The 12724-nt window shown below is 40.6% G+C and carries 12 protein-coding genes; 7 read left to right on the forward strand and 5 right to left on the reverse strand.

Annotation, left to right across the window (positions count from 1 at the left end; genetic code table 11):
- Positions 1 to 88: 88 nt before the first annotated feature.
- The 3 genes from MHH46_RS31285 to MHH46_RS31295 all read right to left on the reverse strand — a co-directional run bounded on the left by MHH46_RS31285 (position 89) and on the right by MHH46_RS31295 (position 3946).
- Complete coding sequence (locus MHH46_RS31285; protein ID WP_305953987.1) at positions 89 to 1669, reverse strand: response regulator; 1581 nt, start codon at positions 1667 to 1669, stop codon at positions 89 to 91.
- 5 nt (positions 1670 to 1674) lie between these two features.
- On the reverse strand, positions 1675 to 3411 hold the full coding sequence (locus tag MHH46_RS31290; RefSeq protein WP_076191558.1) for a sensor histidine kinase: 1737 nt from the start codon (positions 3409 to 3411) through the stop codon (positions 1675 to 1677).
- A gap of 100 nt (positions 3412 to 3511) precedes the next feature.
- A complete protein-coding gene (locus MHH46_RS31295) occupies positions 3512 to 3946 on the reverse strand; it encodes an Lrp/AsnC family transcriptional regulator (protein ID WP_076191556.1) in 435 nt (144 codons plus the stop codon).
- Between the two features lie 158 nt (positions 3947 to 4104).
- On the opposite strand from MHH46_RS31295, the gene MHH46_RS31300 reads away from it, so the two are divergent.
- The 6 genes from MHH46_RS31300 to MHH46_RS31325 all read left to right on the forward strand — a co-directional run bounded on the left by MHH46_RS31300 (position 4105) and on the right by MHH46_RS31325 (position 8409).
- Positions 4105 to 4569 (forward strand): VOC family protein, encoded by a 465-nt coding sequence (locus tag MHH46_RS31300; protein ID WP_076191553.1) that lies wholly within the window; start codon positions 4105 to 4107, stop codon positions 4567 to 4569.
- 70 nt (positions 4570 to 4639) lie between these two features.
- On the forward strand, positions 4640 to 4918 hold the full coding sequence (locus tag MHH46_RS31305) for a hypothetical protein (protein ID WP_076191551.1): 279 nt from the start codon (positions 4640 to 4642) through the stop codon (positions 4916 to 4918).
- Positions 4919 to 4954: 36 nt separating this feature from the next.
- Positions 4955 to 5542 carry a class I SAM-dependent methyltransferase gene (locus MHH46_RS31310; RefSeq protein WP_076191549.1) on the forward strand — a complete coding sequence of 196 codons (588 nt, stop codon included), beginning with the start codon at positions 4955 to 4957 and terminating at the stop codon, positions 5540 to 5542.
- A gap of 248 nt (positions 5543 to 5790) precedes the next feature.
- Positions 5791 to 6333 (forward strand): sigma-70 family RNA polymerase sigma factor, encoded by a 543-nt coding sequence (locus MHH46_RS31315; RefSeq protein ID WP_232061486.1) that lies wholly within the window; start codon positions 5791 to 5793, stop codon positions 6331 to 6333.
- Entirely contained in the window at positions 6326 to 7480 is a 1155-nt protein-coding gene (locus tag MHH46_RS31320; RefSeq protein WP_076191547.1) for a DUF4179 domain-containing protein, read from the forward strand. The genes MHH46_RS31315 and MHH46_RS31320 overlap by 8 nt, the downstream gene beginning before the upstream one ends.
- 23 nt (positions 7481 to 7503) lie before the next feature.
- Entirely contained in the window at positions 7504 to 8409 is a 906-nt protein-coding gene (locus MHH46_RS31325) for a DUF5643 domain-containing protein (RefSeq protein WP_076124237.1), read from the forward strand.
- A gap of 106 nt (positions 8410 to 8515) precedes the next feature.
- Here the strand turns inward: MHH46_RS31325 and MHH46_RS31330 are convergent, their stop codons facing one another.
- Positions 8516 to 9664 carry an ATP-binding protein gene (locus MHH46_RS31330; RefSeq protein WP_405132546.1) on the reverse strand — a complete coding sequence of 383 codons (1149 nt, stop codon included), beginning with the start codon at positions 9662 to 9664 and terminating at the stop codon, positions 8516 to 8518.
- A gap of 251 nt (positions 9665 to 9915) precedes the next feature.
- Between MHH46_RS31330 and MHH46_RS31335 the strand changes: the two genes are divergently transcribed.
- Complete coding sequence (locus MHH46_RS31335) at positions 9916 to 11067, forward strand: metallophosphoesterase (RefSeq protein WP_076191544.1); 1152 nt, start codon at positions 9916 to 9918, stop codon at positions 11065 to 11067.
- Positions 11068 to 11232: 165 nt separating this feature from the next.
- Here the strand turns inward: MHH46_RS31335 and MHH46_RS31340 are convergent, their stop codons facing one another.
- A complete protein-coding gene (locus MHH46_RS31340) occupies positions 11233 to 12645 on the reverse strand; it encodes an amino acid permease (protein WP_076191542.1) in 1413 nt (470 codons plus the stop codon).
- Positions 12646 to 12724: the final 79 nt, after the last annotated feature.

Raw genomic sequence — 12724 nt, forward strand, 5'->3', positions numbered from 1 at the left:
AGGTTAGCCGGCAGACCAAAAACACCCGGCAGCGATTCTCCAATAACCGAAAAATCATCGCCGGGTTTTCATTTTCACCGCTTTTTTGTTAGATTTTATTTTTCTTCCGGTACTCTCCGGGCGACATGCCCATGCATTGCTTGAACTGTCTGTTGAAATAAATAATATTTTTATATCCGGCTTGTTCCGCAATCTCATACACTTTCTTAGTCGGATCTTCGAGCAGCTCACATACCCGTTTCATCCGTAATTCACTTAAAAAATCGCTGAATAAACTGTTGGTTTCAACCTTGAATAAATGACCGAGATAGTTAGGCGTAAAATCGAAATGGGCGGCCACTTCGTTCAGCGTTATTTTTTGATCTAATCTTTCTTTCACATATTCCGTGATTTCATCAATTAACTTCCGCTTTTGTCTTTGCCGTTTCAAATAAAGCAGCTCCGACAACTCAAAAAATCTTCTTCTCAGCCAAGAGAGAATATCATGCACCGTTTCAAACTGAAACAGCACAAAGGGATGATGTGAATCCCAATTCAAAATCTCGTATAGATGCTCGTTCATTTGCTGCAGATCGGCATGAAGCTTGGAGGTAATTCGAATAATGATATCGTAGATGTCATTTTTCTGGGAGAGCGGACTGTCCCCGGCAAACAGCTGCAGCAAACAATCATCAATGGTGGTAAGGTCGTAATCAAGCATCGCTTTAAGCATCCGGTCCACAATAACCTCTAAATCTGAGGCGATTTTTTCCTTCGGGCTCCATTCCGAGGCATCTTGGATGATTCTATTTTTCCCAACAATCCATTTAATACTTAAAGCAGCCTGAGCCTGCCGATAGGAATCATGCAGCTTACCCAGTTCTGTTGTGTACATCCCTCTTCCAATCGTAATTGAACAGGAAAACTCCTGATAGAATGACCGAATGAGCTCTTCCATCAAAGTGGTAAAATATTGTTCCTGAACCGCAGCAAGGATCACAAAATGATAGTCATAGGTTGTGATGACCATGCCTAAATTTTGATCTTGCGCGAACTTCCGGATAAACTGATTAGCTGTGCTGCTCCATAAACTCCGCTCTTCTTCCGTCCAAGTTTGGATTTTCCGTGCCATATCGTCGATCTCGACGATGGCAACCGCCGACGCGCCTTGTAAGTAAGACGTAAGAACGTTGTGAATATGCGTCTCTACCTGCCCCGGGGCAGTCTCATTAAACCAGCGCAGCAGCAGCTCCTGATTCACAAGCGTCAGTGTTTCCGATAAGGAAATATGCTGCTTCCTCTCCTTCTCAATCTTGGCGCAGAGTTCAGTCAGCGTCTTATTTAACTCGTCATCATCGACGGGTTTAAGCAAATAACCGGAGGCATTTAATTGAATGGCCTCTTTGGCATAGTTGAAATCCTGATGTCCGCTAATAAAAAGCAGATGGACCTCAGGGTTAATCTCCTTCGCTTTCCGGGCAAATTCCACGCCCGACATAATCGGCATGCGGATATCGGAGAGAATGATGTCAATGCGGTGCTGCTCCATCATTTTTAAAGCGGAAAAACCGCTAGTTGCCGTTCTCACGCTATGCAAAGGCAAATGATCACTGCCCGCCACCCGCCGTCTAAGCCATTCCAAATCGATCACTTCATCATCCACCAGCAGAACGTTGATCTCCATCGCCATACTATTTACTCCCCCATAACTTCCCGGATTTCCGCATTATCCACCGGTAAGATAATTTGAACGGTCGTTCCTGCCCCAAAGTAACTGCCGATATGAATGCCGAAATCATGGCCGTATCTCAGCTTGATTCGTTCCTCCACGTTTCTCAGTCCATAGCTGCTCGAATGGAATGAGCTTGAACGCATATTTCGCAGTGTCTCCGCCCGCATACCAATTCCGTTATCGATGACCTTGAGCTCGATGCGTTCACCCAGCCGTTTTCCGGTAATCCGGATCGCAATCGTCTCCCCAAACCAAGCATGCTTGAATATATTTTCTACAAATGGCTGCAAAATCAGCTTGATGATAGGAACCTGTAAAATATCAGGATCAATATCATAATAAACCTCAAACGCATCGGCATACTTTACCCTCTGAATTTCAAGGTACATCCTTACCTGCTCCAGCTCTTTTTCAAGAGAGATATAGACATGTCCTTCATTCAAGGTGAGGCGATAGAATTTAGAAAGACCTTGTACCATCTGTGTAACCTTCTCAACTTCGCCCAAATTGGCTAAGCTGCCAATGGTCGACAATGTATTGTATAAAAAATGCGGACTGATCTGAGCTTGAAGCACATCCAGTTCTGCTTGCTTTTTCTGAATCCCTTGCTCATAGACGTTCTGGATCAGGTCCTGGATACTAGTCGCCATCTGATTAAAACTATTAGCAATGTAGACAAATTCATCATTCCCGGCAAACCCAATTCTTTTATAAAAATTCCCTTCCTGAAAGGACCGGACCAAATATACGATCCGTTTAATTTTTTTGCCTGATATGCGGGCAACGAGGAAGCCGATCACCGCCATGACTAAAAAGCTGATCAAACAAACCGTGGTGATCACCTTCTGCATTCGGCTAGCATCTTTATTCAAGTAGGCATGCGGCACCCGTACCTCGATAGCATAGTCAGACAACGGAATATCTTCACTAATGATCAGATAAGCATCTTGCTTCGCATGTTCATCGACAATACCTTGTTCATAAAGCGTTAATCCACTAACCCGATCCACTAGACGAAGGTCTATACCCTGTTCAATCGGAAAGGTATCGAAATTGCCAAAAAGCTCGTCAATTCTCGCCGTGACGCGAATATAACCAATAATCGATGGGCCTCCCTTAGAAGAAACCAGCTTGCGGAAATACGAAATATTGCTTAGTTCACTGTCGCTGTCCGCCTGAAGCCACAAGCTGTCTTTGTTATTGGCAACAATCGACTTGAACCATTCCTTATCTTCAATAACCTGATCAGAAAGAATATAATAATCGCTTCTACCGATAGGTACAGACATATCATCACCGGGGATTTCAAGCATCGTCTCATTCGCGGTATAGAGCACAAGTCTCAGATTGTTCCCATACAATTGCAGAGGGGCTTTCATATAAGGAACGATATCATCCCTCATTTTGAGCATGTTTTCCAATGCATCTCCCCTAAACTGCAGAGCATTCTGAAAATTCGTATTGAGAAACAGCGAGTTAGTCATTCGTTTGATTTCATCTGTCTGATATTCGATATTGTTCCTCGTCTGCTTCAAAGCTGTCCGGACATTCGTTTCCGCCATTTCCGTTCTGGACTCTACGAGCATCGTATAAGCTATATAACCCACCAATACATCTGTCAGCAATACTAGAATGAGGTACGGTATCATCATCTTATAGGTGAACGGAATATACTTTTTACTGAATAAAAACCTCTCCATACCCATGCTCCCTTGTATCCGAGTTAATGCTAACGTTGTTTTCATCCATTCTACAATGGAATGAAAGCGGTTACTAGGTATTGTGTTTGGAAAATGGGCTTTAGAGCAACACCCTGTTTTCCAATATATTTTTCAGACTGATATGAGATTTTGAAGGTCCAAACTTTATAAGGTTGTCTTGGAATTCAGCTAACTCCTCAATCGACGCGGTTTGCACCTTTATGAGGTAATTATATTCTCCGCTAATCCGATATAAATCGGTAACTTCCATAGCATATTTGCAAAAATCCGTAATCTCTTGGCAATGTTCTGTTTTTAATAGAATAAACGTAGTTGTGCCCCGATCCAGATCTCGTAGATTAAAAGCTGTATGATACCCAGAAATGATATTCCTTTCCTCCAGCTTGATCATTCGTTCTTTAACAGAGGGTTGTGACATCGAAACCTCTTTACTGATTTGTGAAATGGACATTCGGGCATTGTACTGAAGTAATTGCATAATCTTTTTATCAATGTCATCCACAAGTTGTTCCATAGCAAGCGCCTCCTAAACTCATTTTATAAAATAAACTTATTCCACTAAAATACCTTAAATTTAATAACCATATTACTACAAAACACTTATCTTATATATATATCTCATATTTTAATACAACTATAATAAGTATATATTAAAGTTGGGAGCGATTATAAATGAGTGTAAAAGGCCTTGCACATGTAGCGATTCAAGCTAAAGACTATAAAGCAACTATTTCTTTCTATATTGACGTTTTAGGATTCAAGCTAGGTCATCATTGGAGTCTGCCATCCTTTCAGATCAAAGAAGCCTCCATGCTGATTTCACCTGACCGCAGAACCTGTATTGAGATTTTTGATAATGATGCAGTCATCGCCGCTCAAGGAAAAAAAGCCTTGTCTGATGAAAATATAGCACACGGAGCGTTATTACATCTTGCCTTCTATGTGGATAATGTAGAGGAGATGTATCAAAAAGCCCTTGCACATGGGGCAAAGGCTTTTATAGCACCGGATTCTCTGTCTCTGGGCGAACCGCCTCTTCTAATAAAAAACGCGATCATTCACAGTCCCAATGGAGAAGTTATCGAATTTCTTGAAGAGGTTGATTTTGAAATGTCCAGCAAAGTTCATGTAGAATAAACGCTAGGGAGGGTTATGAATTATAAAACATACCATTCTCAGTAAAAGGTCGCTTTTCCTCTTAATTTTTTTGATATTTCTTATAGGAGTCTACTTTTTATTCTTTGGACTTCCGTGGAAGTCTCTGGCTTTAAAAAAGCAATTTGAAGTCTATTTAGAAGATAAATATCAAATCGATTTCCAGCTGGGTAAGATGGACTTTGATTTTATACATCGCACTTATCTTTCTTATGCCCATCCAGCAAATGATCCCAGTCTGATTTTTTATGTAGGTCAAGATATTGAAAGCAAGGAAATTCAGGATCTTTATCCATATGAAGTTAATAAACGAAATGCTGGGAGAAAGTAAGAGAATTGAATCCTGCTTCTAGCAGATGAAGAAGGAATGATAGTATTGATCGTGATTCAAGTCATCGCTTGGCTCATCGCCTTCGCAGCCTTGTTATCCATGGTGTCGATTGTGCTGGTGAGCTGGAGGAACGGGATATCGCCGATGCCTACGTCAAAATCTGTACGCTCGGCTGTTGCCGTTGAGGTGAATCGGATTCCGGGATATAGCAGCATTGTGGAGGCGGGATCGGGTTGGGGAACACTTGGCATGGATGTTATTCGCCAATGTCCAGGCAAAAGGCTGACAGGCATTGAAAATTCCAGTATTCCCTTGTGGACATCCCAGCTGCTTGCTAGGTTCGGCACACGTATGCTGCGAGCAGACGAAGGCCAGAATCTGCTCCACGGAAGGCTTCGTTATGTACGTGGGGATATCTATAGCAGCTCTTACGAGCATGCGGATATTGTTCTTTGTTACTTATTTCCCGGAGCGATGAAACGGCTGGGGGACAAGTTCAAGCGTGAGCTACTGCCGGGCGCAGTGGTCATTAGCATTTGTTTTGCCCTTCCAGGCATGCAGCCTGTCCGTACCATAACATGCACGGACACACTGCGTACCAAGGTATATGTATACACTTTTTAATTCAGGATTACCCCACTACTTCTCTTCTGATAAGGTGGTAATTCCTGAATTTATTTCAGTTTATCCACTTGAAGTCCCCCCCTTTCTATTAACCTCTCCATCTTTGCCAAAAACAATGAATTGCATGGATTTTATACTACTACCGAGGTAAGTGATTTGTGTAGGAGAATGAATTTTATCCTAAATATAACTTTTTGGATGTCTTCTCCATCTAATTATACAGAGGGCCCTCAAGGAGGAAAAATCATTTGCTGGAAAACGAACTGGATATCAAAAAAGCGCAGAAAGGCGACCACGAGGCGTTTACCCGTCTTTTCAGGCAACTGGAATCCCAGTTGTACAGATTAGCCAAAACCATTCTGCTAAAAGATGAAGATTGCGCGGATGCTCTTCAGGAAACAACACTGAAGGTGTATAAAGGGTTGGCCAACCTTAAACAGCCTAAGTTTTTTAAAACCTGGGTTATACGCATCCTGATTAATGAATGCAATCAGTTACTTCGTATGCGAGAACGAACTATAGCTGTGGCGGAAATTCCCGAGGAACCGGTCGTTTCCTATGTGCATTTTGAAGATTCAGGCAACGTAGACCTGCAAAGCTTCATTAATCAGTTGGACGAATCCCTGCGGCTTGCTATCGTGCTTTTTTATTATGACGATTTATCCATTAAGCAGATTGCAGATGTGCTCGACATCTCCGAGGGAGCGGTCAGGGCACGACTTCATCGCGCACGGAGATTGTTGTCCAAACAGATACATCCTGTGCGGGAGGAGGGTCTTGCTAATGAATAATAACAATTTAGAAAAGCAGATCAGGGAGCTAGGGAAAGCTAATATACAGGAGCTTCCTCCTTTACTACGATCACGGCAGGATTCGCTTTATGCATCGCTGGCCACCATTGTCCAGGATCCTGTGGAAAAGGAAAAGCGGATATATCCAAAAATCACAGCTGCTGTGACTGCGGCGATATTGTTAAGTGTTATGCTAACGGCTATCTATCCGCCTACATTGGCCAATGCGCTCAAGCAGCTTCCCTTGATAGGCGGTATTTTTGAACGGGCAGATGATATAGGGTTACAAGCGGCCCAGCGTCTGGGACTGACTTCCCGTCTAAACAGTAGTGATACGCATGAAGGGATTACCTTGTCTGCCGAAGAGGCTGTATTTGATGGCAGCCGGTTGGCATTCTCGGTGAAGCGTGAGGGAGAAGAACTGGAAGGTAAGCTAGCTGGAGTAACGATTGGAGCGGATGGGAAGCCTTTTTTAGCGAAAGGTGCAATAACCTCTGCAGAAGTATTGATCGACGGCGCTTCCCTGGAGCAATTTTCAGATGGTCTCTGGAAAGCTATGCCGTTTCTAAGCTGGATAGAAGGTGCGGAAAGCAACACAGCTATTTTTAGACTAGTGGATTCCTCGAATTCCGGAATCTCCAACAAACCTTTTCCTGATCGATTTGTATTGACCGTAACTCTTGGCTTAAACGGTATGGATGAACCGTTTGTTCTCCAAATTCCTGCGCGGAAGGCTACGATTAATAAAATTTCCACACCTGATATACGCGCACAAGTTGGAGGATGGAGTTTGATCCTGAAAAAGCTGGAATATAGTCCATTAACGACACGCCTGTCGCTCATGCTGGAACAGGATACAGACGAAGATCATGCAGCATTGAGTTTAGTGGGCTTTGAAGTAAAGGATCAACAAGGACAGGTGCTGAAAGATATTTCACAGAAAGTCCTCTCGACTTCCAATAGGTCACTTAATGTCGATTTGCTTACTGAGCCATTTGAGAAACACCCTAATATGCTCACAATCCGTGGCTATCTTTATGAGTTTGAGAACCCACAAAGTAAGAATGGAGCATTTAAAACAGACAGTTCTGGAAACCCAGTGAAGCATTATATTGATGGTCTAGAGATAAACGTGCTAGTTAAATAAAAATTAAGGAGCTTGATAATATCATGAAAAAAATGACTAAGAAGATGTCTGTAATTTTAAGTGCTGCTGTATGCCTAGGAGCGTTGGGAATGCCAGCTTTAACTCAAGCATCCAGTGCCCAACCCGCTGTTGAAGCTTCCCTGAATACAACAAAAGTGGCCGATTCACACGATCAGCTTACTTTAAAGGGCAGTGCGCAGTTTGATGGTAACTATATTAAGATCGACCTGAGCCGTGAGGGATCGCTATTTTCAGGAATGCTCGCAGGAGTAACTTTAAATGATAAAGGTGAGCCCTATCTTGCAGAAGGTACTATTGTGGGAATAGACGCTAAGCTCACTCAACCAGGAGGCATTGATTTAAAAACACCACGCTGGATCAGTGACGGTGATGCCAACAAGGCGGTTGTTGTATTGCAGACCGGATGGTTAACTGAGCAACAAAAGGCAAACCTGGCTTCCTCTGAATTGAGTATCCATGTGAAGCTTAACGGAATCGATGAACCGTATGTACTTAAATTTTCTCTCAAGCAAGCAGGATTAGTGCGTAACATTCAGCTGCCTGCTATAAAGAAAGACAACCAATTTGAAATCAAAACCACCCGTGTTGCTGCAGGAGAGACTTCTGTGCGTATCGCTTTAGCGGTTAAAGGGGTTGCCACCCAAGCACAGGCTTTAGGATATGACATTTATGATAATCTGGGAAATGAATTAGAATTTATTGCAAGGGATTCTGTTGCAGCAACTCAAAATACGGTTTCTGAAGATTTATTGTTCGAAGCACCTAGCTCAGCGGCAGAATATCTGATTATCAGACCGTATCAAGCCGTATTTGAAAAAGGCAACACCGGGGCTTATAAAGTAGATGCCAAAGGCAATGTAGTTAAAAATTACAACAAGCAATTGGAGATCAAAATCCCTCTAAAATAATCGTTAGCGTAGCAAACATAAACATATTTATCTAGGAAAAGGGGATTACCTCTCCGGCCGAAGGCTTGAGGTAATCCCCTTCTTTCAACGGAAAGAATGTCCCGTTTTACTGGTCATTTATAGCTAAAAAGCGGATAGTAGCTGTTGTCCCCTTACCTACAGAACTACTATAATAAATTTCGCCGCCGTACTTTTCTACGATATTAAAGCAAATCATTAATCCTAGACCTGTTCCATTACTTTTTAATGAATAAAAAGGAGTCCCTAGCGACTTAACCTCAGCTTCCGACATCCCGCTTCCTTCATCAATGATTGTTATCTCAATAAAATTATTGTTCCTATTCGCCATAATAGAGACAGATTTACCAACATCCGAAGCCTCTAAAGCATTTTTTATTATATTAATAAGCAGCTGCTTAAATTCAATTTTATTAATAGAGATCATGCAGTCTTCTTCTACATAGGTAACAATTTGATTATCAGATAACATTGCGTAGGAATGGAGCAATCCTGTGACACTTTCAATAACATCCTTCACATCTACTTTTTCTAGTTTTTGTTCTCCATTTGGCTTTGAAAGGGTTAGAAATTGCGAGATAATCTGTTCTACTGTGTTCAATTCATCAATCATTAATTTAAATTTTCTTTTCATAGGATCATCAAATGAAGGATCCTCATCAAAAAACTGCAAAAAACCTCTAACCACTGTCACTGGATTTCTAATTTCATGCGCAACGGCAGCTGTTAATTGTCCAACCATCTTTAAACGCTCAGATTGCTGTAATTGTTCATAATAAAGCTGCTGTTTTTTCATCCGTTTAAATGATATTTGAAAAATGAAAAATAATAACACTTGAACCGCTATTATATTAATGAAATTCCCTAGAATATCATAATGTAAATATGTATATAGATCCCCTCTATCAATCAAGAGGATATAGCCAAATGTAATTACCATCAGTATTCCATTTATAATGAAGGAAAAATAAAACAATTTTAAATCAAAAAATAGAATAGAGAGTGCAGGAATAAGACAAATGAGGATATAGGTAGTCCAAGTTTGAGGATATAAAAAGAATAGCGTATAAAAATACGCAAATCCAAATAGAATGATAATCTTTCTAAAAGTATGTGTCTCATGCTTAGGGTAAATCCATAAACAAACCGTTAGAAACGCCACACATAAAAAATGAATGATATAACCAAAATCAATTCCATCTAACTCTAGAGTAGATAGTATTAATCCAGACATCATAAGAACGATGATCATTAACATTAATATGTAATAGGTTTTTCGATTCACCCGACTGTAGAACTCTCTCATGAATTCACCACTTTTAAATTGATTGTCGAAATAAGAATTATATCAGCTGAAATAGTAATAAACAATAACTGAAAAAACCAGTAAACTCAATACCCCATTTAATTTCTGAAACTAGTAATTATTGCTATAATTAATGTATTCACTTTAGTTCTGATATCTAAAGCATTAGGATGGTGTACCCTATGGTATTTGCATTTTTATTTATATTCGCTATGTACGCGGCAACTAACTATTACATTGCGAGAAAGATTTTTAAATGGTTACAACATATATTTTCACATATAAACGGGATCATATATGGAGTCATCTACAGCTTATGTGCGTTATCAATCATTATTAATTTACTATTGTCTTCTTCAGCTATGACGACCAATTCAAATATTGTTAATTTTATTGGTCAATTCGGGGACTATTGGATGGGTATCTACTTCTATTTGTTCTTGCTTTTGATCCTTTCAGATGTAATCTTACTAATTAGTAAATGGATCAAGGTCCTCCCTTCTCCTATACCAGCACGTGTTATTTTTCATACAAGGTCCATAGTATTAATTCTAGTCATAGGATTGGTGTCCTATGGGATTTATAATGCAAATCATTTAAAAGAAGTCACCTATCCGCTCCAAATACATAAAAACACTTCATTAGATCAGTTAAATATCGTCCTGATCAGCGACTTACATTTAGGCTACGTAAATGATGTAAAGTTTATTGAAGACGTTGTTGATCGTATTAATGGACTACAGCCGGATATAGTGTTGATGACAGGAGATATATTTAATGGTAACTACTATGCGCTCTCTAACCCTTCCAAAGGAATAGAGTTATTAAGTACTATTCAGTCAACCTATGGAGTTTATGCTTGTTTAGGTAACCATGATGCAGGACGCTCATACGATGAGATCGTGAACTTTATAGATAAGAGTAATATCAAACTTCTAAATGATGAGCATGTCGTTATTGATAATCAATTCGTTGTTGTTGGCAGAAGGGATTCATCACCGATTGGTAATCAAGGGAACCCTCGAGCAATTACTTCAGAAGTGATGAGTGACATTGATACAAATATGCCCGTTATCGTAATGGATCATCAACCAACCAATAGGATTGAATACGCAGATGACGTTGATTTGATACTTAGCGGACATACGCATCAAGGACAAGTATTCCCTGCAAATCTGATCACCAATGCTATGTTTACAGTAGATTATGGCCACTATCAGAAGAATCCTAACAGCCCTCACGTCATCGTTACATCTGGTGCAGGGACTTGGGGACCGCCATTACGAATTGGCACGAATAGTGAGATAGCACAAATCAAAGTTGATTTTAAATAGACGATAATTTTAGACTGATTAAAAAACATGGAAGAATATCCCGATAGCATACACAAGTTCGAAAAAGAGCATCGACCACATTAATGAGAAAATCCACCACCGTATGCGGTGGTGGATTTCTATGTCTGCCTATCCAACTGTAATATCAGCAAGCACCCTCATCGACTAATCATGCCGGATCTCCGTGTTAGTCCGAATACCTTCGAGACGTGCTCTTGGATCAGGCGTTATTCTTTCCCTCTTTCTTCTATTTATCGAATACAAAACAAATAATAATATAAACCATAAAGGCGTCAACAATAAGGCCGGACGAGTTTCATCAGCAAATAGCATAATTATGAGTATGATTGCAAACAAAGCTAGAACAACATAATTCACAAAGGGTGTAAACGGTGCTTTGAATTTTGATTTGGCCTGCAATTCCGGCTTCGTCTTTTTATATCGCAAATGGCAAATTAGAACGACGCCCCAAACCCAGATGAAACAAATGGCACTAATTGTTGTCACGATGCCAAAAGCCGTCTCCGGAATCAGCTTACTCAACAAAGCGCCTACAGATAAGACAAGCGTGGATATGAATAAAGCATTACTTGGTACATGATTTTTATTAAGCTTTGCAAAGTTGGCTGGAGCCTGGTCATTTCTGCTTAGATTGTATAGAATCCGGCTTGTTGAGAACATCCCGCTATTACAAGCGGACGCAGCTGAAGTTAATACAACGAAGTTAATAACCCCCGCGGCAATCGGAATCCCCACTAAACTAAATGTTTTAACAAAAGGACTTTCTGCCGGGTTTAGTTCTGTCCAAGCGTTGATGCATAATAAGGCAATAATAGCACCCACGTAGAAAAATAGAATTCGTAAAGGTATTTTATTAATCGCCGATGGGATAGTTTTTTCTGGATTGGAGGTCTCTGCTGCCGATACGCCTACCAATTCCACACCCACAAAAGCAAACACAACCATTTGAAATGAAAGCAGGAACCCTGAAATCCCGTTTGGAAATACTCCCCCATGTGCCCAAATATTACTGAGCGCAACCGTTCCGGTAGTTGTTTTGAATCCAATCACCAGTAAGACTACCCCGATAGCAATCAATGCGAGAATAGTGATTACCTTAATTAAAGCAAACCAAAATTCCAATTCGCCAAAGCTTTTTACCGTTAATAAATTGAGCCCTAATAAAATAATCAAACAAATGACTGCGGGTATCCATTGCGGGATATCAAACCAATATTGTACATAGACCCCAACAGCTATAATATCGGCCATAGCCGTCATGATCCAACAAAACCAATAGGTCCATCCAGTTACAAACGCCGCCCGCGGTCCAAGATAGTCTTCGGCAATGTCTGTAAAAGATTGATAACCTGCTTTAGACAACAGAAGTTCTCCTAATGCCCTCATCACAAAAAAAATAGCGATACCCACGATTAAATAAGCAAAAATGATGGATGGTCCTGCCAGTTGTATAGCTTTACCTGATCCTAAAAATAATCCGGTACCGATGGTTCCACCAATCGCAATGAGCTGAACATGCCGATTCTCTAAATCTCTCTTTAATTCTTGTGCTGCCATTTCAAACTCCCCCTTATGTGAAAAAATGTACAAGTAAAAATGATAACAAAAAAGAGATTGGATACGCTCCAATCTCTTA

This window comes from Paenibacillus sp. FSL H8-0175 (genome assembly GCF_045040615.1).
Taxonomy (GTDB): domain Bacteria; phylum Bacillota; class Bacilli; order Paenibacillales; family Paenibacillaceae; genus Paenibacillus_AQ; species Paenibacillus_AQ odorifer.

Bases quoted from the DNA above. Each gene is read 5' to 3' on its own strand.
- MHH46_RS31285 (WP_305953987.1), bottom strand. From the start codon at position 1,669: ATGGCGATGGAGATCAACGTTCTGCTGGTGGATGATGAAGTGATCGAT.
- MHH46_RS31290 (WP_076191558.1), bottom strand. From the start codon at position 3,411: ATGGAGAGGTTTTTATTCAGTAAAAAGTATATTCCGTTCACCTATAAG.
- MHH46_RS31295 (WP_076191556.1), bottom strand. From the start codon at position 3,946: ATGGAACAACTTGTGGATGACATTGATAAAAAGATTATGCAATTACTT.
- MHH46_RS31300 (WP_076191553.1), top strand. From the start codon at position 4,105: ATGAGTGTAAAAGGCCTTGCACATGTAGCGATTCAAGCTAAAGACTAT.
- MHH46_RS31310 (WP_076191549.1), top strand. From the start codon at position 4,955: ATGATAGTATTGATCGTGATTCAAGTCATCGCTTGGCTCATCGCCTTC.
- MHH46_RS31320 (WP_076191547.1), top strand. From the start codon at position 6,326: ATGAATAATAACAATTTAGAAAAGCAGATCAGGGAGCTAGGGAAAGCT.
- MHH46_RS31325 (WP_076124237.1), top strand. From the start codon at position 7,504: ATGAAAAAAATGACTAAGAAGATGTCTGTAATTTTAAGTGCTGCTGTA.
- MHH46_RS31330 (WP_405132546.1), bottom strand. From the start codon at position 9,664: ATGATGTCTGGATTAATACTATCTACTCTAGAGTTAGATGGAATTGAT.
- MHH46_RS31335 (WP_076191544.1), top strand. From the start codon at position 9,916: ATGGTATTTGCATTTTTATTTATATTCGCTATGTACGCGGCAACTAAC.
- MHH46_RS31340 (WP_076191542.1), bottom strand. From the start codon at position 12,645: ATGGCAGCACAAGAATTAAAGAGAGATTTAGAGAATCGGCATGTTCAG.